The organism is Paenibacillus sp. FSL H7-0942 (assembly GCF_045040715.1).
Classification (GTDB): Bacteria; Bacillota; Bacilli; order Paenibacillales; family Paenibacillaceae; genus Paenibacillus; species Paenibacillus amylolyticus.
This window is the reverse complement of sequence record NZ_CP150279.1, coordinates 3,888,074-3,913,047: the sequence shown is the minus strand read 5'-3', so window position 1 is coordinate 3,913,047 and position 24,974 is coordinate 3,888,074. Positions and strand designations below refer to the sequence as shown.

General features: G+C 47.4%; 20 protein-coding genes. 16 read left to right on the top strand and 4 right to left on the bottom strand.

Annotated features, from left to right (window positions below; all coding sequences use genetic code 11):
- The first annotated feature begins 31 nt into the window (after positions 1 to 31).
- From MHI48_RS17365 to MHI48_RS17355, 3 genes are all read left to right on the top strand, one after another.
- A complete protein-coding gene (locus MHI48_RS17365; RefSeq protein ID WP_076328581.1) occupies positions 32 to 2,560 on the top strand; it encodes a molybdopterin cofactor-binding domain-containing protein in 2,529 nt (842 codons plus the stop codon).
- Positions 2,557 to 3,075 carry a (2Fe-2S)-binding protein gene (locus MHI48_RS17360; RefSeq protein ID WP_036673756.1) on the top strand — a complete coding sequence of 173 codons (519 nt, stop codon included), beginning with the start codon at positions 2,557 to 2,559 and terminating at the stop codon, positions 3,073 to 3,075. The genes MHI48_RS17365 and MHI48_RS17360 overlap by 4 nt, the downstream gene beginning before the upstream one ends.
- A gap of 363 nt (positions 3,076 to 3,438) precedes the next feature.
- A complete protein-coding gene (locus MHI48_RS17355; protein WP_076328582.1) occupies positions 3,439 to 6,018 on the top strand; it encodes a X2-like carbohydrate binding domain-containing protein in 2,580 nt (859 codons plus the stop codon).
- A gap of 82 nt (positions 6,019 to 6,100) precedes the next feature.
- Here the strand turns inward: MHI48_RS17355 and MHI48_RS17350 are convergent, their stop codons facing one another.
- Positions 6,101 to 6,745: a YitT family protein gene (locus MHI48_RS17350; RefSeq protein ID WP_076328663.1), complete on the bottom strand. Its 645-nt coding sequence runs from the start codon at positions 6,743 to 6,745 to the stop codon at positions 6,101 to 6,103.
- A 123-nt stretch (positions 6,746 to 6,868) separates the two neighbouring features.
- Here MHI48_RS17350 and MHI48_RS17345 point away from each other — a divergent pair, with 123 nt between their 5' ends.
- The 6 genes from MHI48_RS17345 (at position 6,869) to MHI48_RS17320 (ending at position 13,717) form a co-directional block, all read left to right on the top strand.
- Positions 6,869 to 7,387: a GNAT family N-acetyltransferase gene (locus MHI48_RS17345; protein WP_076328583.1), complete on the top strand. Its 519-nt coding sequence runs from the start codon at positions 6,869 to 6,871 to the stop codon at positions 7,385 to 7,387.
- 692 nt (positions 7,388 to 8,079) lie between these two features.
- Complete coding sequence (glpX, locus tag MHI48_RS17340) at positions 8,080 to 9,162, top strand: class II fructose-bisphosphatase (RefSeq protein ID WP_076328584.1); 1,083 nt, start codon at positions 8,080 to 8,082, stop codon at positions 9,160 to 9,162.
- 280 nt (positions 9,163 to 9,442) lie between these two features.
- Positions 9,443 to 10,492 carry a LacI family DNA-binding transcriptional regulator gene (locus MHI48_RS17335; RefSeq protein WP_036613777.1) on the top strand — a complete coding sequence of 350 codons (1,050 nt, stop codon included), beginning with the start codon at positions 9,443 to 9,445 and terminating at the stop codon, positions 10,490 to 10,492.
- A 54-nt stretch (positions 10,493 to 10,546) separates the two neighbouring features.
- Positions 10,547 to 11,719 carry a Gfo/Idh/MocA family protein gene (locus tag MHI48_RS17330; protein WP_036613779.1) on the top strand — a complete coding sequence of 391 codons (1,173 nt, stop codon included), beginning with the start codon at positions 10,547 to 10,549 and terminating at the stop codon, positions 11,717 to 11,719.
- A gap of 69 nt (positions 11,720 to 11,788) precedes the next feature.
- Complete coding sequence (locus MHI48_RS17325; protein ID WP_047843313.1) at positions 11,789 to 12,514, top strand: ThuA domain-containing protein; 726 nt, start codon at positions 11,789 to 11,791, stop codon at positions 12,512 to 12,514.
- A 96-nt stretch (positions 12,515 to 12,610) separates the two neighbouring features.
- A complete protein-coding gene (locus MHI48_RS17320) occupies positions 12,611 to 13,717 on the top strand; it encodes a Gfo/Idh/MocA family protein (protein WP_047843312.1) in 1,107 nt (368 codons plus the stop codon).
- Between the two features lie 166 nt (positions 13,718 to 13,883).
- Here the strand turns inward: MHI48_RS17320 and MHI48_RS17315 are convergent, their stop codons facing one another.
- Both MHI48_RS17315 and MHI48_RS17310 read right to left on the bottom strand, forming a co-directional pair.
- A complete protein-coding gene (locus MHI48_RS17315; protein ID WP_076328585.1) occupies positions 13,884 to 14,702 on the bottom strand; it encodes a radical SAM protein in 819 nt (272 codons plus the stop codon).
- Positions 14,699 to 15,283, bottom strand: coding sequence for a bifunctional transcriptional activator/DNA repair enzyme AdaA (locus tag MHI48_RS17310; protein ID WP_179086520.1), 585 nt, complete (start codon positions 15,281 to 15,283; stop codon positions 14,699 to 14,701). Before MHI48_RS17310 ends, MHI48_RS17315 begins: the two co-directional genes overlap by 4 nt.
- A 189-nt stretch (positions 15,284 to 15,472) precedes the next feature.
- Between MHI48_RS17310 and MHI48_RS17305 the strand changes: the two genes are divergently transcribed.
- The 3 genes from MHI48_RS17305 to MHI48_RS17295 are packed head-to-tail and all read left to right on the top strand — an operon-like array spanning position 15,473 to position 18,148.
- A complete protein-coding gene (locus MHI48_RS17305; protein ID WP_076328586.1) occupies positions 15,473 to 16,453 on the top strand; it encodes a Gfo/Idh/MocA family protein in 981 nt (326 codons plus the stop codon).
- Positions 16,454 to 16,483: 30 nt separating this feature from the next.
- On the top strand, positions 16,484 to 17,239 hold the full coding sequence (locus tag MHI48_RS17300) for an SAM-dependent methyltransferase (protein ID WP_083677443.1): 756 nt from the start codon (positions 16,484 to 16,486) through the stop codon (positions 17,237 to 17,239).
- A gap of 15 nt (positions 17,240 to 17,254) precedes the next feature.
- On the top strand, positions 17,255 to 18,148 hold the full coding sequence (locus MHI48_RS17295; protein ID WP_036673746.1) for an NAD-dependent epimerase/dehydratase family protein: 894 nt from the start codon (positions 17,255 to 17,257) through the stop codon (positions 18,146 to 18,148).
- A gap of 236 nt (positions 18,149 to 18,384) precedes the next feature.
- On the opposite strand, the gene MHI48_RS17290 is transcribed toward MHI48_RS17295, so the two are convergent.
- Entirely contained in the window at positions 18,385 to 19,401 is a 1,017-nt protein-coding gene (locus tag MHI48_RS17290) for a LacI family DNA-binding transcriptional regulator (protein WP_076328587.1), read from the bottom strand.
- 411 nt (positions 19,402 to 19,812) lie between these two features.
- Here MHI48_RS17290 and MHI48_RS17285 point away from each other — a divergent pair, with 411 nt between their 5' ends.
- The 4 genes from MHI48_RS17285 (at position 19,813) to MHI48_RS17270 (ending at position 24,969) form a co-directional block, all read left to right on the top strand.
- The gene (locus MHI48_RS17285; RefSeq protein WP_036673744.1) at positions 19,813 to 21,603 is read left to right on the top strand and encodes an L-fucose isomerase; all 1,791 of its coding nucleotides are present in this window, start codon (positions 19,813 to 19,815) and stop codon (positions 21,601 to 21,603) included.
- A gap of 124 nt (positions 21,604 to 21,727) precedes the next feature.
- A complete protein-coding gene (locus tag MHI48_RS17280) occupies positions 21,728 to 23,218 on the top strand; it encodes a rhamnulokinase family protein (protein ID WP_076328588.1) in 1,491 nt (496 codons plus the stop codon).
- A gap of 70 nt (positions 23,219 to 23,288) precedes the next feature.
- Positions 23,289 to 23,951: a class II aldolase/adducin family protein gene (locus MHI48_RS17275; protein ID WP_076328589.1), complete on the top strand. Its 663-nt coding sequence runs from the start codon at positions 23,289 to 23,291 to the stop codon at positions 23,949 to 23,951.
- 289 nt (positions 23,952 to 24,240) lie between these two features.
- A complete protein-coding gene (locus tag MHI48_RS17270) occupies positions 24,241 to 24,969 on the top strand; it encodes an FCD domain-containing protein (protein WP_245838229.1) in 729 nt (242 codons plus the stop codon).
- The last annotated feature ends 5 nt before the right edge of the window (positions 24,970 to 24,974 follow it).

The following is a 24,974-nucleotide window of genomic DNA, read 5'->3' as shown; positions in this document are numbered from 1 at the left end:
TGATGGGATCAAGCAAAGGGGGAGAGGCATCATGCTGCTGAATCGGAAACAGAGCGGGAAACGCTGGCACCTGCGGCCAGATGGAGCACCCAAAGTAACAGGGCAGCTTCAATATCTGACGGATATGACGTTACCTGACATGATCCATGGCAGAGTATTGCGAAGCGAATATCCTTATGCTCGCATATTGTCTATAGATACTTCGGAAGCTGAGGCGTTGGAAGGTGTCTATGCAGTTCTGACCTTCAAAGATGTGCCTGGTCTGAATCGTTTTGGTATTGCGACCCCGGATCAGCCCGTGTTCTGCGAGGATATTGTGCGTTATGTTGGTGACGCCATTGCAGCAGTTGCTGCGGATTCTCCGGAACGTGCGGCACTTGCGCTGGACGCGATTCGCGTAGAGTATGAGGAACTCACTCCGCTGAATAGTACAGACGCTGCATTGGCTCCCGGCGCACCAGAGCTGCATGAGCATGGTCCAGGTAATGTGCTGCATCGGACGGAGATTAAACGCGGAGATGCTGAGCAAGCCTTTGCCACGTGTGATCATATCGTGACAGAGACGTATTATACGCCTCGTCAGATGCATGCGTACATGGAGACAGAAGGTGGCCTGTTTGTCCCGGATGAAGAGGGAAGGCTGAATGTATACGCGGCAACGCAACACGGTTATAAAGACCGGATGCAACTTGCGCGCATTATTGGTTGCTCTGAAGAAGATATCCGGGTGGTGTCTTCACCGATTGGTGGTTCGTTTGGCGGAAAAGATGAACTAAACGTACAGCCCTATGGTGCACTACTGGCCTTGAGATGCGGACGTCCTGTGAAAATGCATAATTCTCGTAAAGAATCCGTGCGTGCAGGACTGAAACGTCACCCAATGAAGATTGAAATGCAGACCGGCATGAGTCGAGAAGGCATCATCCAAGCGCATCGTGTCCGTATAACAGCAGATACCGGAGCGTACGCCACACTTGGTGCACCCGTACTGAACTTCTGTACCGAGCATTGCCTTGGACCGTACGCTATTCCAAATGTGGATGTGGAAGGCGTATCTGTATATACGAATAACGGGCTGTCAGGTGAGTTTCGCGGATTTGGCGGGAATCAGGCGATTTTTGCCATGGAAGGCCAGATGGATCGACTTGCAGCAATCATGAACATGGACCCTTGGGAGTTCCGCAGACGTAATATGAGGGAAAAGAATGATCCTGGACCACTGAATCAACGCATTCTGGTTACGGATGGACTGTCCCAAGTGTGGGAGGCATTGGATCGCTCCGAACTGTGGCAAAAACATCAGAGTCCCCCGGCAGATCCTGCTCTGCCGCCGTGGATCAAACGCGGAGTCGGAGCAGCCATCGCCATGCATGGTGCAGGGCTGGGTTATGGCATTCCAGATCCTGCGGGAGGCCGCCTGTCCCTGAACAACGAAGGCAAGATTGAGGTGGCGTTCAGCTACGAGGAATTTGGTCAGGGGCTCATTGCAACGCTGGAAATTATGTTATGTGATCTGTTCCAATGCAGTACATCGGATCTCAGTATTATCATCGGCGATACGGATCGTGTGCCCCACAGCGGATCAAGTACAGCTTCACGTTCAACAACGATGGCATGGATGGCTCTTCAACGCTTGCAGACTCCATTTCGTTCCCGTGTTCTCGCTGTCGCGTCTGAAATGTCAGGCGTTCCGGCAGATGAACTGTTAACAGGACCTGGTGGTATATGGCGCAAAGGCCAGCTTCCTGCCGAAAGTTCAGAAGTAGAAACAGATGTGCAAAGAACAGGAAAGAGCGAGAAGAAAGTAGCATTGGCGCTGGAAGGCGTAAATCAAACGTCTGAAGAAGCAGGAAAACTAGAGAAGGCTGAAAGAACTAAAGTGGCTGATATCGTTGCTGGAGGGACTGAAAGTGATCAAACTGCTGAAAGTAGTTATTTAGGTGCATCTCAATACCTGGCGAAACAGGGAGTTTCATCAGGCTTAGTGATCTCGTATGCCGAACTCGCGACGCAGGGCGAAGCCGATGAATGGATTTTTGATACAAAGTTTGATTACCCAACTACGCCAGACAACGTGGTAGGCGGGCATTATTTGTATACGTATGCGGCGGTTGCGGCAGAGGTGGAAGTAAATACTTTGACCGGAGAAACCAAGCTTCTTGATACGCGCCATGTTGTAGCGGCAGGCCCGGTTATCAACCCGATGGGTTATATCGGACAGATTGAAGGTGGCAGTGTCATGGCCCTTGGATTCACGTTGACCGAGGATGCGGTCATGCAGGACAGCCGTTATGTAACCACCAACCTCGACACGTATCTGATCCCAACCATTCAGGATATTCATACCAATCTGGAGGTTGAGGCTATTGAAGACTTACCCGAAGGTGATGCGTTTGGTCCTAGGGGGATCGGTGAGATAGGCTCCGTTGCGCTTGCGCCGGCCATAACAGCTGCAATTCACCAGGCGACAAGCGTATGGGTTAACCGTCTTCCTGTACCGAGGGAACAACTGGTCAGACCTTTAAATGTACCTTTGCAGGAAGGAGTGAGTCCATCATGAGTAAACCACTTGAGAATCACTGGACAGCCGTTGTGAATGGCGAACAGAAACATCTGGAGATCGCGCAAACGACCCGACTTGTCGATGTGCTTCGGACTCATTTGCAACTAACGGGTACCAAAGTTTCCTGCGAAGTTGGTCGCTGCGGCGCATGTATGGTTCTGATGGATGGAGAACCCGTGAATTCCTGTCTTGTCATGGCTTATCAATGTGAAGGAAGTGACATTATGACGATTGAAGGTCTGCACGGCGAGGAGAAAGGCACTCTGCATCCAATTCAACAGGCTTTTGTAGAGGAAGGTGGTTTTCAGTGCGGCTACTGTACTCCAGGCATGGTGATCTCAACCAAGGCATTACTGGATGCACATCCTGAGCCTTCTCAAGAACAGATTGAAACAGGATTATGTGGAAATCTGTGTCGTTGTACCGGCTACGGTGGCATTATTCGGGCGGTACGCAAGGCAGGGGAACGCTGTGTGGTAAAAGAAACGTCTGCCGAGGAAACCGTAAGTTGAGGCGGGATCTAGGCCGAAGATATAAGCAAGGACAATTGAAGAAACATACGTGAAAAAGCATCCGAATAGGAATGCTTTTTTTTGTTGTTTATCAGTTTTTCTTTCAAGTACACATCTAATGTGAGATGAAGTTTCATACGCTAAATTGATTGGATTATGAACCGTTTTCGTCAATTATCAAGTCGGAAGAGAGAAAGGAGATATAATGTTCAAAGTACTGGTACAAAAGAATTTCAAACATTCTCATTCACCATATATTTACAAATATTGGTGTGCATGCTATGTTTAAAATGAAAGCGCCATCATGAATGGGTTCATTGACATTTCATTATCATATTTCACTTGGGAAGGAAGATGGAATTGATGAAAAATTTGCTCAAAAAGGCAACCGCAATGATGCTGGCATTGGTCCTACTGCTTGGATTAATGACAGCGCCCGTTCATGCAGACACACCATTGTTCACCATCGAAAGCGAAGATGCGCAGCTCACCCCGGATCTTCAAGTGGTTACTTCAATCTATGGGCAACCCAAGCCCGGATTCTCAGGGGCCGGATTTGTCTGGATGCAGAACTCTGGCACATTAACCTTCACAGTGACTGTCCCGGAAACCGGCATGTACGCGATCTCCACACGATATATGCAGGAGCTCAGTGCAGATGGCAGGTCACAAAATTTAATCGTAAATGGTGTTACGAAAGGGGCGTTCATGCTACCTTACACGACAACATGGTCAGACTTCGATTTTGGGTTTCACAAGCTGAATCAGGGTGCCAACACGATTGAGCTGAAGGCTGGCTGGGGCTTCGCGTATTTTGATACTTTTACAGTGGATCATGCTGATCTGGATCCCCTGAATGTGCAGCCAGTTCTCACTGATCCTGAAGCTACACCGGAAACTCAAATTTTGATGAATTATTTAACGGAGGTATACGGAAACAACATTATTTCTGGTCAGCAAGAGATCTACGGAGGAGGGAATGACGGAGATTCGGAGCTTGAATTCGAGTGGATTCATGATCTGACTGGAAAGTATCCGGCTATCCGTGGCTTTGATCTGATGAACTATAATCCGTTGTATGGTTGGGAGGACGGTACAACTGATCGCATGATTGATTGGGTGAATAACCGTGAAGGTATTGCAACCGCTTCCTGGCATATCAATGTACCTCGTAATTTCAATACGTATGAGCTTGGGGACTTTGTGGATTGGAAAGAGGCGACCTACAAGCCAACAGAAACGAATTTTAATACAGCCAATGCGGTAATTCCCGGTACCAAAGAGTATCAATACGTGATGATGACCATCGAGGATCTGGCAGAACAATTACTGATTTTGCAAGATAACGATGTGCCGGTGCTTTTCCGTCCGTATCATGAAGCAGAAGGCAACGGCGGGCTGAACGGGGAAGGTGCATGGTTCTGGTGGGCTTCGGCAGGCGCAGAAGTGTACAAAGAGCTATGGGATCTGCTGTATACCGAACTGACCGAGACGTATGGCTTGCATAATCTGATCTGGACCTACAACAGCTACGTATACAGCACTTCTCCTGCCTGGTATCCGGGCGATGATCAGGTAGATCTCGTCGGATATGATAAATACAATACGATCTACAACCGTTATGACGGTTTGTCCGGCGTACCGAATGAAGATGCGATTACCTCGATTTTCTATAAGCTTGTTGAGTTGACGAACGGTACCAAAATGGTAGCCATGACGGAGAACGACACGATCCCAAGCGTGAAAAATCTGACCGAGGAGAAATCAGGATGGCTGTACTTCTGTCCTTGGTATGGCGAACATCTGATGAGTTCTGCTTTTAATTACCCGGCAACATTGAAAACGCTTTATCAAAGTGATTATGTCATTACGTTGGATGAGCTGCCAAATCTAAAGGTTAACAATCCCAACCCCAGTGCATCCATCACACCTGGAAACGTTGAATTTGACAAATACACCCCCAATCAAAGCGATAAAACCGTAACCGTGAATGCAAACGGCAATACGCTAACTGCTCTCCGGGCAGGCAATAATGCGTTGACCGCAACGACAGATTATACCTTGAACGGAAGCACATTGCTGTTGAAAAAAGCTTATCTGGCAACCCTGCCAGTTGGTGAGCATTCGATTGTTCTGGATTTTAATCAAGGCCAGGACCCTGTGTTAAAAGTCAAAATTGTGGATTCAACACCGGGTACAAATGCTGTGATTTCTCCTGTGAATGCAACATTTGATAAAGCGACGAATCCCGCACAGGATATTTCCGTATCTCTCACCTTAAACGGCCGTCAGCTTACAGGCATCACAAAGGGGAATGTTACACTTGTATCAGGTCAGAATTATACAGCATCCAGCTCTGCTGTTGTTCTGAACAAATCCTATCTTGCTACACTACCGCTGGGCCAGAACGTATTGACCTTTCACTTCAATGGAGGAAATAACGCTGTGCTAACGGTGAACGTAGTAGACAGTACCGTTACTGTGCCAGCAGGGGATTTGACGATTCAATCTTTTAACGGCAATACAAGTGCATCCACTAACGGCGTCTCACCCAAGTTCAAATTGGTCAACTCAGGCAATTCGGATATTCCGTTAAGTGATGTAAAACTTCGGTATTACTATACAATTGATGGGGAGGAAGCTCAGAGTTTCTGGTCCGACTGGGCCAGTATGGGCAGTGCGAATGTAACGAGCAATTTCGTTAAACTGGCGACTCCAGTTGCCGGAGCGGATCATTATCTTGAAGTGGGTTTTACAAGTGCGGCGGGATCACTGAATGCGGGCCAGAGCGCAGAGATTCAAACACGCTTTTCCAAAAATAATTGGTCGAATTACACTCAGACTAACGATTACTCGTTCAAGGCAACCGGTAGTCAGTTCGCAAACCATGATAAGGTTACCGGGTATGTGAACGGTCAGCTGGTATGGGGAATTGAGCCGTAAAGGTAGATAGCACGTTTAATAGGCTGGATCAGGGGTTGAACCTCTGATTCAGCCTTTTTATGGTGTAGACGGTGTACACCGATTAAACGGAATGTTCTTTTTCATTTTTAGTATGTGACGATGTATCCATGTCTGTTAATATGCGATCTATTATCTTTTTCGTATGGCCCATGATGAATTGAAGAAGTACACCTGCACAACATACGGTTATCAACGTTCCAAGCCCGATTGGCCCACTGAGCAGAAACGCCAGAATTAAAAATACAAGGTAAATGAACGTTCTCGATACAAATAAGGGCGTTTGAGTGATTTCATGCAAGATTAATGTTAAGCGGTCAATCGGAATGGGTGCAAAATTGGTCTGTAAATAAATTGCCGTGCCGATACTTATGATCACTAAACCAATGACAAAAGTCATTAATTTGCTGTACCAAACTTCGGGTGTGATCAAGGAATCAGATACATAAAGCCAGATATCAATCCCGACACCAGTAATGAATGCGGTGACGAGTCCTAAAAACTCGGGTTTTTGCTGCTTCAAAAGCGAATTACATCCAATTAATAGGAAAGCAATGATGACCTCCCAGCTACCTACACTTAGCCCTACATGATGTGACAGCCCTACCAGAAGTGCATCAAACGGTGAGGTGCCCAGTTCAGATTGGATGGTAAGGGAGATGCCAAGTGTTAAGATGAGAATACCTGCGACAAAAAGTACATATTTCAAATTCATTCAACCTCTTTTTCAATATTATGTTGCAAATACAACAAAATTGAGCTAAATTCAATGTAACCCTTTTTTAGTGCATTTGCAACAAACGATTAACTTGTTAAAGGAATGTGAATATAGATGACGATTCGTATAGAGAGATGTACCATTGAACATGTATGTGAACTGCAGGAGATTAGTTATGAGACGTTTAATGAAACGTTTAAAGCGCAAAATTCACCCGAAAACATGAAAGCTTATCTGGAAAAGGCGTTTAATCGGGAGCGATTAGAAACTGAACTGTCCATAGCGGATTCACAATTTCTTTTTATTTATGTCAACCACAAAGTGGCAGGGTACATGAAGGTAAATATCAATGATGCTCAGTCTGAGAATATGGGTGTGGAATCTCTTGAGATCGAGCGTGTGTACATCAAGAAAGAGTTCCAAAAACATGGCTTGGGTAAGGTACTGCTCCATAAAGCCATAGAGATGGCAACAGAACAACACAAAACGAATATCTGGTTAGGCGTGTGGGAGAAAAATGAAAATGCCATTGCATTTTATGAAAAGGTGGGTTTTGTACAGACAGGAGCCCATGCTTTTTACATGGGAGATGAGAAACAGATTGATTTTATAATGACCAAAAAGATATTGTAACTGGATCATCGAGTGAAAAGCTTGGGAGAAAAATGCTATTGAGCAGAATTCTTTCAGGCTTTTTTATGTTTTGTCAGAACCGTTGAATCATAAAATGAAGAAATTGGCCAAGGTTAATACATAACAAATATTATGTAAACTTATTATTTTCGATGACCTTCATAAGCTGCATCTATGGCTTTAGTAAAAGTTAAAGGCCTGATTAATACATAACTGGTAGTTTAATTTTGCTCAATAATCGTGAAGGTAATAGGCTGATCTTAAGAATCATCATTACAATTTATTAGTTTATTTCTACGTTTGGATAGTCAGCCGAAAATCGTTTTCGTTCGTAGTTTGTTAGATAGCTTTACGTTCTTAATAATCAGTATATAAGTTATATATACCTCATGTTAAAAGAACTTTTTGCTCATTAATCAGGCTTGTTAATTCACCATGTTGAACTATTTAGTTTTTTGTGCGGAAAATGGAAAATAAAATTAATATTTCAAGTAAGAAATCAGGAGGATTGGACTCTTAAAACCAGCCGAAAAAAGGAGCGAAATCGATCAATATATTAATTGGATAAATAAGGTATAAATCGTTAAAAAGGCGGTATTACGCCGATTATAGATCAATTTCATATGGATTTTCGATGGATTTAGTACCGCTTTCACGTTATGCTTTTGGAAATTGGAAAGGAAGTGGGAAAAATGGAACGCGAACTGGCGTTGGAAATTGTCAGAGTAACAGAATTGGCTGCGTTAGCTTCAGCACCCTGGATGGGACGAGGCGACAAGAACAGTGCAGATGAAGCGGCTACTTTGGCCATGCGCGCCATGTTCGATTCCGTGTCCATTCGCGGCACGGTGGTAATCGGTGAAGGAGAAATGGATGAAGCACCCATGTTGTACATCGGCGAGGAAGTAGGCAACGCTGAGGGCCCTGAGGTTGACGTGGCTGTAGACCCGCTCGAAGGTACAGAAATCGTGGCCAAAGGACTAAACAACGCTCTATCGGTTATTGCAGTGGCGGGAAAAGGTAACCTGCTCCACGCACCGGACATGTATATGGAGAAACTGGCGGTAGGGCCTGCGCTTGTAGGCAAGGTCAGCATTGAAGACCCGGTTGAAGTCACACTGGAGAAAGCCGCTGCCGCATTGAACAAAAACATCTCGGACCTCACTGTGATGATTCTGGATCGTGTACGACATGAGAATACCATCAAGACGCTACGCAAGGTTGGCGTACGGATCAAGTTTCTCAGTGACGGTGATGTTGCGGGTGCGATGGCACCGGCCTTCCCGGAGGCGGGCATTGATCTGTATGTCGGATCTGGAGGAGCGCCAGAAGGTGTGCTGGCTGCCGCAGCGCTATCTTGCCTTGGGGGTGAGATCCAAGGTCGTCTGATGCCTGCCAACGCAGACGAATTCCAGCGCTGCTTGCAGATGGGGATCGATAATCCCTATAAAGTGTTAACGATGCAGGATATGATCGGCACGGAGGATGTCATTTTTGCCGCAACGGGTGTGACGCCAGGTGAGATCTTGGGAGGGGTACGATATCTTGCGGATGATCGTGCCGAGACGGATTCGATCGTTATGCGTGCCAAAACCAAAACAATTCGGTTTATTCGTTCCCAACACTTCCTGCCGAACAAAGAAGTGTTGCACAAAGTAAGACAGCTCCAATCCACGCCAGAACCCTCGGATCGCATTCCGAGTCATGCGAAAACGATGGAGCAAGCTGAGTTTAGTCAATCCTCCGTTGATCTTGGCGTTACAACGACGTTGTGAGCTGCACTCCCCATAATTGAACAAACAGGATCAACTGAAATCGTTGTATTTAAGGTTGATAAGTAACTTGAACCCCTAAGATTACAGAGCATGAAGTTAATGAAAGTACCATCTCTGGCAAGATAATAATGAGGGCTTGGATTAACCCAAACCCTCATTATTTTTTTGTGTTAAAAGCATTGACAACGGTTACATGGCATGAGAAAATGTACGCGCGTACATAAATATCGATTTTTAATTATTACATCATTAATAGGTGAGCTAGAAGGGGGTGAAATTCATGGCATCTCGTAAAGAAGTGGCTGATCTTGCGGGTGTTTCCGAGGCGACGGTCTCCCGGGTGCTTAATGGGGTAGGTCCTATTAAAGAAGAGACACGCCGCAAGGTTCTTGAAGCTTCCGAACAGTTAGGCTATGTGCCCAGCGCGCTTGCTCGCAGTTTTGCCAGAAGTAAAAGCGGAAACCTTGGCGTGGTATTACCTTATGTTCCGAAGGCGCATCTGTTCTCGGCGTATTTCTTCTCGGAAATGCTGAGTGGGATTGGTAGCAAAGCCAGAGACAATAGCATGGACCTGTTGGTTATGTTCCGAACACCCGGTGAAGTGATGAATTATACGGATCTGTTCCGGCGTCAGAAAGTGGATGCCTGCATTATCCTTGGTGCCAGAGATGATCATGAAGAACTGGCGGCCATGCAGCAACTTCATCAGGAAGGACACCCATTCTGTGTCATGAATCAGCATTTTGAGGGCCAATCGTTCACGGAAGTGGATGCGGATCATGTGGAAGGAAGCAGACTTGCCATACGTCATCTTACGGATCAGGGGTATCGCAAAATCGCTTTTCTCAATGGTCCAGACAGCTATTCCAACAGCCAGGAGCGAATGGAAGGCGTTTGTCTTGGCCTGCAAGAAGCAGGTATGGAGCTGGAGCCGAGTCTATTGCTTAAAGGGAATTATAGTAGAAGAAGTGGCATTGAGGCGGCAGCGATTGTAGCAGATCGCCTACATGAGATTGATGCTGTATTTGCGGCCAATGACCGGATGGCCATTGGTGTCATGCATGGTTTACGTGAGCGGGGAATAGGGCCTGCGGATTTTCCTGCATTTGTGGGTTATGACGACTCCGATGCCGCCGAGATGGCGGTTCCGCCGCTGAGCAGCGTCAGGGTTCCATTTTTTGAGATGGGTGAACTTGCAGTATCGAAGCTTATGCATGGGTCTGTGGGTGATACACATGAAGCGAATAACTCTGTTGTAGCGGTACCCAAATCTGCGAGAGCGTTGTTGCCTACCGAACTGATTATCCGTGCTTCTTCTATCCGTCAATAGTTTATTGGTACACATATTGAAAGACTTTTTATTATTCCAAAGGAGGAAATGATCATGTCAAATCGTCTTCGTGTCGGAATGGTTGGATACAAGTTTATGGGGAAGGCCCACAGTAATGCCTATCGCAGTCTGCCGATGTTTTTCCCGTCTGCTCCGTTGCAGCCTGAGATGTCTGTGATCTGTGGACGTAACGAGCAAGGAGTTCAAGAGGCGGCGAATCAGTTCGGCTGGTCAGAAAGTGTGACTGATTGGCGTGAACTAGTGAAGCGGGATGATATCGATCTGATTGATATTAACGCGCCAAGTGATGCCCATAAGGAAATTGCGTTGGAAGCAGCTCGTCAGGGCAAACATCTGTTTTGTGAGAAACCACTGGCCCTGTCGCTTGCAGATTCGCGCGAGATGCTTCAGGCAGCAGAGGATGCTGGAGTCGCACATATGGTCGGGTTCAACTACCGTTTCTCACCAGCGGTGCAATTAGCGAAGGATCTGGTGGAGAGCGGACGACTGGGTAAGATCTATCATTTCCGTGCTTTTTTCTTGCAGGACTGGATCATGGATCCTTCGTTCCCGCTGGTATGGCGTTTACAAAAAGAAGTGGCTGGCTCCGGTTCCCATGGGGATCTGGGCGCGCACTTAATCGATCTGGCTCGTTTCCTTGTTGGTGAATTTCAGGAAGTCATCGGCATGAGCGAAACCTTCATCAAAGAAAGACCACTTGCAGCAGAGATGACCGGGCTGAGTGCAAAGGGCAGTTCGAATGCGGATGCACCGAAAGGAGAAGTGACCGTCGACGACGCTACGTTGTTCCTGGCAAGATTCGCAGGAGGTGCGCTGGGCAGCTTCGAGGCTACACGTTTTGCAGCGGGGCATCGCAGTACGAACTCGTTTGAGATTAACGGCAGTCTCGGCAGTGTACGATTTGATTTTGAGCGGATGAACGAACTGGAAGTGTATTTCACAAAGGATGAAGAGGACGTACAGGGATTCCGCCGTGTACTGGCAACCGATCCGGCACATAAATATGCTGAAGCTTGGTGGCCTGCTGGACATACGATTGGATTTGAGCACACGTTCACCCATGAAATGCTGGAGCTGGTGACAGCGATCTCTGAAGGACGCCAACCATCACCGAGTTTCCACGATGGGGTCGCTTGTCAGGCTGTACTGGAAGCGGTAGAACGTTCGGTAACAGAACGGCGATGGGTGACGCTTGAAGAGATGTGAGCAAGCAAGACAGTGACGTCAGAAATAAGGTTGAACACATAAAACTAGGCGAAAGCGAGTGAATAAACGATGAGTAAAGCACTGATTGTATGGGGCGGCTGGGATGGACATGAACCGGAGCAGGTAGCAGCGATTTTTGAGCGTATTTTGAAGGAAGAACAGTTTGAGGTTGAGGTCTCAAATACGTTGGAGTCTTATGCGGATGCAGAGAAGCTGCTGGGTCTGGATCTGATTGTGCCTTTGTGGACAATGGGACAGATTGAGCAAGAACTCGTCAATAACGTATCAGCGGCTGTTCAGAGCGGTGTGGGCTTGGCTGGTCTTCATGGCGGGATGTGTGATGCCTTCCGAAATAACGTAGACTGGCAGTTTATGACGGGTGGACAATGGGTTGCTCATCCAGGCAATGATGGTGTGGAGTATATGGTAAACATGAAGCGTGGCTCTAGCCCGTTATTGGATCATATTGAAGATTTTCAGGTGAAAAGTGAACAGTACTACCTGCACGTAGACCCGGCAGTGGAAGTGCTGGCAACAACTCGTTTCCCAGTGGTGGCTGGTCCGCATGCGGCGAATGGTCCTGTAGATATGCCTGTTGTCTGGACGAAACGCTGGGGCGCAGGGCGGGTATTCTACAACTCCCTGGGACACCATGCAGACATTGTAGACATGAAACCCGTGACTGAAATGATGCGCAGTGGTTTTAAATGGACAGCAGCAGGCAAAGAGCTTGCCAAGAGTCGAGTAAGTTCAGCAACCGAAGTGTACACAGGTATGGCGGACAACCAGAACTAATGAGATTATAGTTTGATTGCAAACGTAACTTCAGTGTTAACCATTCATCCTTAATGGATAAACCATTTCTGATCCACGGCGAAGGGAGCCCCAGGTATGAAAACAATGAAAGTAGGCATTATTGGCTGCGGTAAAATCAGCGGTATTTATATGGAAAACTGTCACCGGTTCGAGGTGCTGGAACTTGTTGCTGTTGCGGATCTCGACCGTAAACGTGCCGAGGAGCAGGCAGCAGCCTATAACGTGCCTAACGTATACAGCGTCGACGAAATCTTGGCTGATCCCGAGATTGAGCTGATCATCAACCTGACGATTCCTTCCGTTCATGCGGATGTATGCTTGCGGGCGCTTGAATCTGGCAAACATGTGTATGTAGAAAAACCGCTCGCTGTTACCCGTGAAGAAGGGCAGGCCGTGCTCGAAACAGCGAAGCGTAAAGGATTGCTCGTGGGTTGTGCACCAGAAACGTTCTTTGGTTCAGGTATCCAGACTTCACTTCAATTGGTGGAAGAAGGGGTAATCGGCAAGCCGGTGGCGGCGACCGCATTTATGATGAGCCGTGGTCATGAGCATTGGCACCCAGATCCGGAGTTTTATTACGCGTCAGGCGGTGGGCCAATGTTTGACATGGGTCCGTACTATCTCACCGCATTGGTTCAACTAATGGGACCGATCAAGTCGATCGCAGGTATGACAGGTAAAGCCATGGAAGAACGGACGATTACGAGTGAGAAAAAGAGGGGTCAGACGGTTCCCGTCGAAATTCCAACTCACGTTACCGGTCTGTTACAGTTTGAACAGGGAGCCATTGGCACACTGATTACAAGTTTTGACGTATTTGGCGGAAGTGCATTGCCACCGATTGAGATATATGGCACGCACGGTACATTGCAGGTACCTGACCCCAACACCTTTGGTGGTCCGGTTCGTTATCGCTTGCTGGGTGAACATGAATGGACGGAAGTTCCGCTTCTCCCAGGATATCAGGAAAATACACGCGGCATCGGTGTGGCAGATATGGCCTATGCAGCACATAGTGGACGTGCACACCGTGCGAGTGGGGAACTGGCATACCACGTACTTGAGGCCATGTGGGCATTCCACGATTCATCGGATGAACAGACGTTCTACCAGATGAAAAGTTCATGTCAGCGCCCGGCTGCGTTGCCGGTGGACCTGCCATTGTATACATTGGATAAATAAGATAGCCATTATGCTTTATATCATGACGAACAGCCCTTTTCCTTCGAACAAGGAAAGGGGCTGTTTTTTATTAAATCAAAAAAAATTGGGATAACAGCGATCGGAAGGTTGTTCTGTTATTGGAGTGTCCAGTGTAAATATTCTTTAGTTCAATTTGTATAGCCGATTAAGGCTCAAATCCCGCCTGACTGATCCAGATCTCATCCTCGGCAAAATAGTCTTTCATCCGCTGAACTACAGTCTGATACGCATCTGGATGATACCAATGCTCCATCCCCACTTGCTGATAGAGCGACTCCATGCCGAGTCGCCGGGTTCGCTTGCCCTCGCTGCCATCGCCCATGAAATAATCGTCAATGCATACACGCTGAACCAGAGGTCTCAAGATGGCTGCAAACTGTTCACTGCTGGGTAATACGGGAGCAATCGCAACCTGCGTGGGTATTCCGGCATCCCGCAACTGTTCCAGTGCACGTAATCGGCCTGCAATTGGGGGAGCGGAAGGACTGAAATGCTTGCGCATATCGTCCAGATCCGTCTCTACCGTCATGCTGACCCGAACCCGGTCACCTAACTGCTGTAGCAGATCTATATCCCGGGTAACGAGTGGACTGCGGGTCTGGACTAATACGAAATCTGGAGGATGCTGTACCATCGTTTCAAGTAATGAACGCGTGATACACTCCTTGTATTCGGCGGGTTGATACGGGTCGGTACTGGATGACATGAACAGAGTAACTTTCCCTTTGGTCAGGGCACGCTGCAACTCTTTGGCGAACACCCGGGAGGCCTCTTGTTTCACATCCACCCAGCTCCCCCAATCCTCTTTACGAAATAGGGAGACAGGCATCTGTCTGACATAACAATAAGAACAACCGAAGGCGCAGCCTGTGTAAGGATTCAGTGTATGTGTATATCCATTAAGGAACCCTGTCCCCTTGTTGAGTAACGTTTTGGGGACTTTGTAAGTAAGATTCGTCTTCATAAGTTCTCATGCCTTTCGCGGTAGTGTGCAGGTGTGAGACCTGTGTGTTTGCGAAATACAGTAATGAAATAAGCTGAGTTAGGTATACCGACATGGCGGCCAATATCGGTGACGGTAAGTCCGGTATGTTCAAGCAACTTCCGGGCTTCGGTAATTCGTTTATCCTGAATATATTGAACCGGTGTACGGCCTGTAATCCGCTTGAACACACGATGCAGATGATAAGGACTGCCATGACTTACAGAGGCAAGGACATCCAAGGTTAGAGGTTCGGCGTAATGATGTTCGATGTAATCCGTGATCCCGTATATCCACTCCTGATCAGGTACCCGCTCGCCTGTAGGTTTACAACGTTTGCAGGGTCTGAACTTTCGTGCCAATGCTTCTTCAACATGTTGAAATATCAGCACATTTTCAGCTTTGGGTGCTCTGGACTTACAGGAAGGTCGGCAAAAGATACCCGTTGTCTGCACACCGTAAAAGAACGTTCCATCATAAGAATTATCGTTGTGGATGATGGCGTGCCAGTATTTTTCATCTATAGATTCGGGCAGTATGCGATCTTGATCTCGACTTTCCACGGTGATCACCTCATCTCTAATTATACCCTTGATTCGAAGGGATTGACGAAGTTCTAACTTAAAAAGCAAGATATCAATATTTGGAGATAAAGTACCTTCCTTCAATCTGAACGAAATATGAGCTACAATATACAAGATGGAGTGGTTTAGAACTCAAATGAAATTTATAGATGAAAGAGGTAGGTAGGCATGGTTCGTTTTGGCGTAGTGGGTACCAACTGGATTACAGAAAGGCTTCTGGAAGCTGCAGCACAGGTTGAAGGATTCAAATTAACCGCCGTGTATTCAAGAACTGAAGATAAGGCTAACGCATTTGCAGATAAATATGATGTTGAACACCGCTTCACCGATCTGGAAGAGTTGGCGGCAAGTGATGTGATTGATGCAGTCTACATCGCAACACCGAATACGGTTCATGCGGAGCAGGCTGAGCTTTTTCTGAGAAACGGTAAACATGTATTGTGCGAGAAACCTCTGGCTGCAAATAGCGCCGAAGTTCGGAGTATGATCGATACAGCACGAGAACACGAGGTTCTGCTCATGGAAGCGATGAAATCGACCCTTGTTCCCCAGTTCAAAATAGTGCAGAAGAGCCTGCATAAAATCGGTCCTGTCCGCAAATATGTAGCAGGATACTCTCAGTATTCTTCGCGTTACGACAAGTACAAAGAGGGGATCGTCCTGAATGCGTTCAAGCCTGAACTCGCCAATGGGGCGTTAATGGATCTCGGTGTGTATTGTCTATATCCATTGATTACGTTGTTCGGTGAACCTAACCGGGTTCAATCCCAAGCGATGATGCTGGAATCTGGCGTGGATGGACAAGGTAGTGTGCTGCTGGACTATGATGGGATGGATGCGGTCGTTACATACTCCAAAATCTCCAACTCTCATTTACCAAGCGAAATCATGGGTGAGCTGGGCAGCATCATCATTGACAAGATTGGCTCACCGGAACATGCAGAGATACGTTACAATGACGGTACGGTGGAGCAGCTCACAGTCGAACAAAACCATCCGGCGATGTATTATGAAGTGGAGGAGTTCGTGAATCTGGTTGAGCAGGGCCAAAAGGAGTCTGACATGAACACGTATGAACGCTCTTATGTGACGATGCAGGTTATGGATCAGATTCGGAAGCAGATTGGGCTTGTGTTCCCTAACGATTGATTCAAGCGCAGGAAAGGAAGCTGAGACGAGATGAGCAGAGATGAGCAGAGCAACAGTAGAGAAGAGAAGAATAACAGCAGAGAAGATCAGCACTCCAATGATTCTGGAGGTTTGGAACTGTCACAGATCGTTTTCATAGGAAGAACCTTCGAAGAATATATGAAGATGTTCAACCTGACGGTGGACGAGATTAATGGCAAGTCTATTCTGGATTGTCCGGGTGGAGCGTGTTCGTTCAGTAGCCAGGCGCGCAAGTTGGGTGCTGATCCCGTGGCCGTAGATATTGCCTACGAATACGAGATCGACGAGCTTGAAGTAAAGGGATTTCAGGACATTGAGCATACGATGAAACAGATGGAACCCGTGCAAGGGATATATGTGTGGGATCAATTTGGATCAATCCAGGGGTTAAAGGAAGAACGAACTCGTGCCATCGCAGATATGAGAATGTTTCCTGACCGTTATGTGGCGTCTGTGCTCCCGGATCTACCCTTTGCCGATGAACAATTCGATCTGACGTTATCCGCCCATTTCCTGTTTACGTATGCGGATCGATTGGATGTTGATTTTCATGTTGCAACCATAATGGAGTTGCTGCGTGTGACCAAACAAGAGGTTCGCATTTTTCCAACAGTGGATCTGTCTGGTGAACGTTACAAGCACATGGATGAATTAAAATTAATACTCGAAGAGCGTGGATGCACGGTATCCGAAGAACCAACTTCATATGAGTTTCAACGGAATGCTCACACCATGCTTCAAATTGTTAAACATAATCGAACATGATAGGAGGTTTTTTGGATGAATAAAGTACTTATACTTGGGGGTACACGTTTTTTCGGTAAACGTCTCGTGGATCACTTGCTGTGGGAAGGGAAGTCTCAGATCACAGTCGCAACTCGTGGTAAAACGGATGTTGACTTTGGATCCGAAGTAAACCGAATCAAGATGGATCGTGAAGACCCGGAATCTCTGGCAGAGGTTGCACAGACAGACATGTGGGATGTCGTGTACGACAATATCTGTTATTCCCCAGATGCGGCGAAAGCGGCATGTGAAGCTTTTGCAGGACGCACCAAAAGATACGTTCTGACATCCACACTCTCGGTGTACGGTGATCCCAGACCTGGATTTAAGGAAACGGATTTTGACCCGTATACATATCCATTGCAGTATGGAAGTGCAGAGGATTTTTCGTATGGAGAAGGCAAACGGCTTGCGGAGGCTGTATTTTTCCAGGAAGCGAATTTCCCGGTTGTGGCGATGCGCATTCCCATTGTACTCGGGATTGATGATTATACGAGAAGACTTCATTTTCATATTGAACATGTGCAAAAAGGAAAACCGATCGGCATGCCAAATCCGGATGCAGAGATTGGATTTATCAATTCCACAGAAGCGGCAAGATTTCTCGCTTGGCTTGGACATTCGTCCATTACCGGTCCGGTGAATGCAGCTTCCAAGGGTGCGATTACGCTGTCAGCCATGATACATCTGATCGAGACGGTCACGGGTATGCAGTCCCAGATCCTCACGGAAACGGTGAAAGAGGACATGTCACCCTTCGGAATTGAGCAATCATGGACGATGGAGACGACCAAGGCAGAACAAGCGGGATATACGTTCGAAGCTCTGATGGACTGGTTCCCGGGACTTGTTCGTGAGGTCGCTCTTGCATTACAGTCTGAGCGGTAGAAATATCGGCATGTATGGAACTGAAGGAAACGACGAGCCTGAATGAAACAGACGAACCAAACGGCTCGAACGAAGGATCTTTTCAACGAATGAATGTAAAACAGGGTGCAGCCAGAGCATAATCTCCGGTGCACCCTGTTCATGTTTTATATTTTTCGAATTTGAACAGGACCTAATCTAGATAAGTGGGACTAATCATTTACACGATAATATTTAGTCAACTCACGTGCTTAACTCTATTCTTGCTCACGTGGAGCAGCAGCTGAAGCACGTATGCGCAGTTCTGACGGTAGAATGACGGTTTGGGCTTCGGAAGGGGCTTTTCCCTCAATTCGGTCAATCAGCATCTGTACGCCTTGAAACCCAAAGTCATATGCTGGCTGTGCAGCTACAGTCAGAAAAGGATCAAAAGCAGAAGCCAGATCCAGATCGTCGAAACACACAACAGAAATGTCTTCTGGTACACGCAGTCCCCGTTTGCGCAAAAGCCGAATGACCCCAATCGCCAGCATGTTGTTGGCGGCAAAAATGGCTGTTGGTTGATCCGGTTGAGAGAGCAGTCGATCAAGTCCCTCTTCATCGCTGAAATCCCGGTACCCGGTTCGAAGGACAAGCTCGGGATCGATATCAGCTCCGGCCTCACGCAAACCCGCTACATAACCTTCCTCCCGCAGTCTGGCGGTAGAAACCTCCGAAGAACCATTGACCAGTGCAATGCGCCGGTGCCCCAATTGCACCAGATATCGGATCAGCTCAATCGCGCCTTCCCGGCTATCTCCGGCAATCATATCTGACGTAATGCCAGGTACGGTGCGGTCCAGAAAGACAAACGGAATGTGACGTTCCTGCAGCTGTTTCAGATGAGGAAGAGAACGATCCCCCGCAGGGGCATAGAGTACACCATCCACACGAGTAGACAGAATCGCATCAACGTAATCCTTTTCCTTCTTGTAATCCTCGTCACTATTGCCGAATAAAAGACGGTACCCACGAAGATGGGCTGCATCTTCAGCACCACGCGCCAGTGTTGTATAAAAAGGGTTGGTAATATCCGTAATGAGCAGGGAGAGCATCTGGGTTCGTTGAAGCACAAGGCTGCGCGCATTGGAGTTCGGGATGTAACCCAGTTCGTCGATCACCTGTTGCACACGTTCACGTGTCGCGGAACTTATGCGGCCTGTATGATTAATGACCTTGGAGACCGTCATGGCGGAGACGTTGGCTTTTTTGGCAATATCGTAAATGGTAATCATTGGAATCTAACCTTTCCGCAACATAGTCTTACCATTCTATAGGATAATGTCAATTGACAGCAAGATAGGCTCGTGCTATGTTAGGGTTACCGATAACCCTAAAGGGTTCTGAACGTCTTTACTACATAAACCATTTCGTTGAATTTGCTCATGCACGTTCCATTTTCTTGAATAGAGGAACTACATACATAGCTAATTAATGAAATGGTTTATTGTTATTTTTTAAACATGTAAACGTATTCAAACTAAAATAAGGCTCTTGGCAATCTGTGTATGCAGCTCTTGCGTGCCACCCGGGTATCGGTTGTATTTCCGTCATTATTTCATTCCAATCAATGCATATGGATCAGACAGAAGGCTACTCAATTCAACCCAAATTCTATAAAACGAATTGAAGGAGGACATTCCAGTATGACACATCAGGATTATCGTTATAAACAGGCTTTCCCCAAGATTGGTATTCGTCCCACGATTGATGGAAGACGCAAGGGTGTTCGGGAGTCACTGGAAGAACAAACGATGCGGATGGCGACATCTGTTGCGGAACTGCTTGCAGCAGAACTACGTTATCCTGACGGGTCCGCAGTGGAGTGTGTTGTGGCTGAGACCTGTATTGGCGGAGTGGCTGAAGCGGCCGCAGCATCAGAACTATTCAGCCGTTCCAACGTTGGCGTAACGATCACCGTGACACCATGCTGGTGTTATGGTACGGAAACGATGGATATGTCACCATCCATTCCTACAGCCATCTGGGGTTTTAACGGGACTGAACGTCCGGGTGCAGTATATCTGGCAGCGGTACTCTCTGCCCATGCACAGAAGGGGATTCCGGCCTTTGGGATCTATGGAGAAGATGTGCAGGACGGCGGAGATACAACAATTCCCGATGACGTGCGTGAGAAATTGCTCCGGTTCAGCCGTGCAGGTCTTGCAGCCGCGACCTTGAAAGGGCAAGCCTATCTGTCTATTGGATCAGTATCCATGGGGATTGCAGGTTCGATTGTGAACGATTCATTTTTCCAAGAGTATCTGGGCATGCGTAATGAATACGTGGATATGAGTGAACTCACTCGTCGTATCGAAGAAGAAATCTACGACCCCGAGGAGTATAAGCTCGCACTGGCCTGGGTGAAGGAGAATTGTAGCGAGGGTCCGGACAACAACGCTGCCCATCTGCAAACGGATCGCAAACGCAAAGAGTACGAATGGGAAACCGTTGTGAAAATGACCCAAATTGTGCGTGACTTGATGGCGGGCAACCCAAGATTGGCAGAGCTTGGTTTTACAGAGGAATCGATGGGCCACCACGCGATTGTATCCGGCTTCCAGGGACAACGGCAGTGGACAGATCATTCACCTAACGGAGATTTTCTGGAGTCGATATTAAACTCTTCCTTTGACTGGAATGGCAAACGTGCGCCTTATCTGGTTGCAACGGAGAATGACAGCCTGAACGGGGTATCGATGTTATTCGGTTCGCTGCTGACGCATACGGCGCAGATCTTTGCTGATGTGCGTACGTATTGGAGTCCGGATTCAGTACAGCGTGTGACGGGGCACCAGTTGGAAGGAAACGCAAAGGATGGCATTCTGCATCTAATCAACTCTGGTTCGGCAGCCTTGGATGGCACTGGACAACAGTCCAGAGATGGTAAGCCTGTACTCAAGCCATTCTGGGAAATTACAGATGAGGAAGTTCAGGACTGCCTGAAAGCAACATCATGGAGACCGGCATCCGTAGAGTATTTCCGCGGGGGCGGCTATTCAGCGGATTTTCTGACCAAAGGTGGCATGCCTGTAACGATGACACGTCTGAATCTGGTCAAAGGACTGGGACCAGTGTTGCAAATCGCTCAGGGTTACACGGTCGATCTGCCTGAAGATGTGCATGATACGCTGGATCAGCGGACAGATCCAACCTGGCCATCCACCTGGTTTGCACCTGTTCTAACCGGAGCGGGAGCGTTTACTTCCGTATACGAAGTCATGAATCAATGGGGCGCCAACCATGGCTCCATCTCGTATGGACACATCGGTGCTGATCTGATTACGCTTGCTTCCATGCTTCGCATTCCGGTAAATATGCATAATGTACCTGAAACGGAAATTTTCCGTCCGCGTGCATGGGGATTGTTCGGCACAAGTGAGCCGGAGAGTGCAGACTACCGTGCTTGCAGTGTGTTTGGCCCGTTGTATCGTTAAAATAAAGTTCCATTCCTGTCAAACGCCATGTTCCTTGTGAGATGAGGTAACATGGCTTTCTCTTGAAAGCTGTGCTCAGAACTCGAATACGGCTTATCGCGAAGAGTTAAGGAGGCTTGAAAGAATGGGCAATCAAGCAACACATGTGCTTGCTGCCGATTACGGCGCCGGTAGTGGACGCGTAGTCCGGGGTTCTTTTGATGGAAACAGACTCTCGTTACAAGAAGTGCATCGATTCAACAACGAACCCGTGCAGCTGGGGGACGGATTGTATTGGGATTTCTTGCGACTTTTTCATGAATTAAAACAAGGCATTGTGAAAGGGACGCAAGGCGTCTCTCCATCGGTCCGTTCTATAGCAGTGGATACGTGGGGAGTGGACTATGGTCTGGTGGATGGTGCGGGCAGGTTGTGCTCGAACCCACGTCACTATCGGGAAGCACGCAATGCACAGTGGATGGAAGAAGTTCTGCACATGGTGAAAGATGAAGAACTGTATGCCATGTCCGGCGTTTTGCCGCAGCAGATCAATACAGTATTTCAACTGCTAGGCAGTGTACGAGAGCAGGCCGAAGGTTTGCGTACGGATGTGCGCATGTTATTTATGCCGGATTTATTTCACTATTATCTATCCGGTCAGCAGGCTTGTGAGTATACGATTGCAAGTACTAGCGGGCTGTTGCATGCAGGCGAGGCGCGTTGGAATGAACATCTGATCGGGCGTCTCGGTATACCGGAAACATTATTTCCAAAACTCGTTCAACCGGGTACCGTGCTGGGTGATTTAACAAATGAGTTGTGCGAAGAGTTACGGACTGGACCGATGCAGGTAGTCTCTGTGGGTTCACATGATACGGCATCTGCCTTGGCAGCAATACCTGCGAATGATTCGGATTTCGCTTTTATCAGCTGTGGTACCTGGTCTCTTATGGGGGTGGAGCGTGATACACCTGTATTGGATGACCGAAGTCGTGCATTGGGATTCACCAATGAAGGGACGGTAAGTGGAAAAGTACGCACCCTGAAAAATCGTTCAGGCTTGTGGCTGCTACAGGAATGCAAACGGCAATGGGAGCAGGAGAATCAACTTTTTACACATGAAGAACTGATTCAACTGGCTACCTTGGCAACGCCACATCAAAGTTATGTATCGCCGGGAGATGGCGTATATTTGGCCCCAGGGAATATGGCCGAACGAATACGGCAACAATGCAGTCTCACCGGACAGACTGTGCCTGAAACGACTGGAGCGATTGTACGCTGCATTCTGGAAAGTCTGGCACTGGAATTCAGACAGACGCTGGATGAACTGCAGTTGGTTACAGGTACAAGACCTCGTGTCATTCATATGGTTGGTGGTGGTGTACACAATCGACTATTATGCCAGTTTACAGCTAATGCAGCCGGTGTCCCGGTAGTGGCAGGCCCGGCAGAGGCGACTTCAGCCGGGAATTGCATGCTGCAATTCCTTGCGCATGGAGAAGTGAGTAGCTTGGCCGAGGTACGGGAGGTCATGGCTGCTTCCTTTTCCCCCGAGACCTATGAGCCTGAGGATACAGAGCTGTGGCAGGAAGCTTATGAAAACTACCAAAGTCTGAATCAAATCAAAAGGTAATGAACAGATTCAATGCAATGAGCATTGACGCAAAATGCTAAAAAGAAAAGTATGAGGAGTGGTGAGCAACATGTCTGAACAGCAAGTAAGGGAAGAGTTGACGAAGTATGCACGTAGAGCAGTTGCCCAAGGGTTGGTGGTAGGACCCGGTGGGAATCTGAGCGCTCGCTCTGGGGGAACGATGTTGTTGTCTCCGAGTGGTTATGCACTTGAGGATCTGGAGCCTGACGAATGGATCGCCATTGATATCGAGACAGGAGAGACTCGTGCGGGATCAACACGTCCATCTTCCGAAGTATTGATGCATCTGTACAGTTATCGTGTGAATCCTGATATCCAAGCCATTGTGCATACGCATCCGGCATATACGATCGCACTTAGTCTCGTTTTCGATGAATTGCCACACTTGTTCCCTGATCAGTCCGCTTTGGTAGGTGATATCGGATTTGTTCCATACGTTCTGCCAACGACGAAGCTTCTTGCCGATGCAGTCTCAGCAAAGGTAGAAGAACATACGGCACTCATTCTCGTCAATCACGGATTGGTTACGACCGGTAAAAACCTCCGCGAAGCCTATTACCGCACCCAAGTGGTGGAAGAAAGCGCAAAGGTATATATGATCGCCAAGGCAGCGGGGGAACCCAAAGTGTTAACTGCTGAAGAATATAAGGAAATTCAATCGCTTGAAAGTGAAGCCTACCGTGTGCAGTTACTGCAACAACTCAAGTCCTGATACCTGATTTGAGTATTAATGATTACATTCGTGATCTTAAAAGATTGCTACGTTAAGGGCAGATTGCATCCTCCAGATAAACGCTGGAATAAAGGATGTGAAATGCTCTTTTTTAATTTTAATTTTGAATTGAAAAGGTGCACAGTATAGTTGAGGGAATAATTCGCACTATTTTGATGAGAATTGTTGAAATTGTGATGTCTGCAAGGTATACTAACGTTAATCATCAGTGAGTAACAACTACGAAGAAGATAAAAAAACAATTAAGTATCTAAGAGGGGTGAGATCAGTGGGTCCTGAGCTAAACGAAATGGAGTTGGAATACGAACTGCTAAAGCAGCTTCGAGACGCTAATGCTCCCATCGGGGCCAGTACGTTGGTTCATACTTTGGGCAAAACGTATGGTCTGAGTCAGGCAACCATCGGAAGAAGACTTATGGAGATGGATGTTGAAGGTTTTACAGTTCTGGAAGGTCGCAAGGGAAGAACTTTGACCGAACAGGGTCTGGATCGAATGAAGACATTGGAAAAAGATTTGCAGCAACAAAGCGTGAACTCACAGTTAATTCAGATGCTGAACCATTCCGGGGAAAAGGCTCTGTTAGATGTTCTCGTTGCCAGAAGGGCACTTGAGCGGGAGATCGCTTCCTTGGCAGCACAACGTGCCTCGAAAGAATACATAGTACTGTTGCAAGCATCTATTGCCAACCAGCATGAATTGCTCTCCAAGAATATTATACCATACGAGGAGGACCGGGAGTTTCACAGATTGCTGGCTTATGCTGCGCAAAACCAAATTCTTCTGCATGCGGTTGAACTGGTATGGGAGACAAGCCGCGATTTTCTGGAAACAGCGTATATTCGCCGGAGAGTAGGAAGTGAATTAGTTGTAGATCATCAGCAGATTCTGGATGCTATTGTAGCTGGCTCTCCGGAGCAGGCTGAAGCGGCAATGGTGAATCATATCAACCAAATGATCGATGATGTCAAACGTTATTTCGCCATGCAAAACCAATAACATTC

Excerpts from the sequence above, each read along its gene's own strand:
- MHI48_RS17275 (WP_076328589.1), top strand. The coding sequence starts at position 23,289 with ATGTCTGAACAGCAAGTAAGGGAAGAGTTGACGAAGTATGCACGTAGA.
- MHI48_RS17315 (WP_076328585.1), bottom strand. The coding sequence starts at position 14,702 with ATGAAGACGAATCTTACTTACAAAGTCCCCAAAACGTTACTCAACAAG.
- MHI48_RS17365 (WP_076328581.1), top strand. The coding sequence starts at position 32 with ATGCTGCTGAATCGGAAACAGAGCGGGAAACGCTGGCACCTGCGGCCA.
- MHI48_RS17325 (WP_047843313.1), top strand. The coding sequence starts at position 11,789 with ATGAGTAAAGCACTGATTGTATGGGGCGGCTGGGATGGACATGAACCG.
- MHI48_RS17300 (WP_083677443.1), top strand. The coding sequence starts at position 16,484 with ATGAGCAGAGATGAGCAGAGCAACAGTAGAGAAGAGAAGAATAACAGC.
- MHI48_RS17355 (WP_076328582.1), top strand. The coding sequence starts at position 3,439 with ATGAAAAATTTGCTCAAAAAGGCAACCGCAATGATGCTGGCATTGGTC.
- MHI48_RS17305 (WP_076328586.1), top strand. The coding sequence starts at position 15,473 with ATGGTTCGTTTTGGCGTAGTGGGTACCAACTGGATTACAGAAAGGCTT.
- glpX (WP_076328584.1), top strand. The coding sequence starts at position 8,080 with ATGGAACGCGAACTGGCGTTGGAAATTGTCAGAGTAACAGAATTGGCT.
- MHI48_RS17290 (WP_076328587.1), bottom strand. The coding sequence starts at position 19,401 with ATGATTACCATTTACGATATTGCCAAAAAAGCCAACGTCTCCGCCATG.
- MHI48_RS17335 (WP_036613777.1), top strand. The coding sequence starts at position 9,443 with ATGGCATCTCGTAAAGAAGTGGCTGATCTTGCGGGTGTTTCCGAGGCG.
- MHI48_RS17295 (WP_036673746.1), top strand. The coding sequence starts at position 17,255 with ATGAATAAAGTACTTATACTTGGGGGTACACGTTTTTTCGGTAAACGT.
- MHI48_RS17285 (WP_036673744.1), top strand. The coding sequence starts at position 19,813 with ATGACACATCAGGATTATCGTTATAAACAGGCTTTCCCCAAGATTGGT.
- MHI48_RS17360 (WP_036673756.1), top strand. The coding sequence starts at position 2,557 with ATGAGTAAACCACTTGAGAATCACTGGACAGCCGTTGTGAATGGCGAA.
- MHI48_RS17280 (WP_076328588.1), top strand. The coding sequence starts at position 21,728 with ATGGGCAATCAAGCAACACATGTGCTTGCTGCCGATTACGGCGCCGGT.
- MHI48_RS17330 (WP_036613779.1), top strand. The coding sequence starts at position 10,547 with ATGTCAAATCGTCTTCGTGTCGGAATGGTTGGATACAAGTTTATGGGG.
- MHI48_RS17320 (WP_047843312.1), top strand. The coding sequence starts at position 12,611 with ATGAAAACAATGAAAGTAGGCATTATTGGCTGCGGTAAAATCAGCGGT.
- MHI48_RS17345 (WP_076328583.1), top strand. The coding sequence starts at position 6,869 with ATGACGATTCGTATAGAGAGATGTACCATTGAACATGTATGTGAACTG.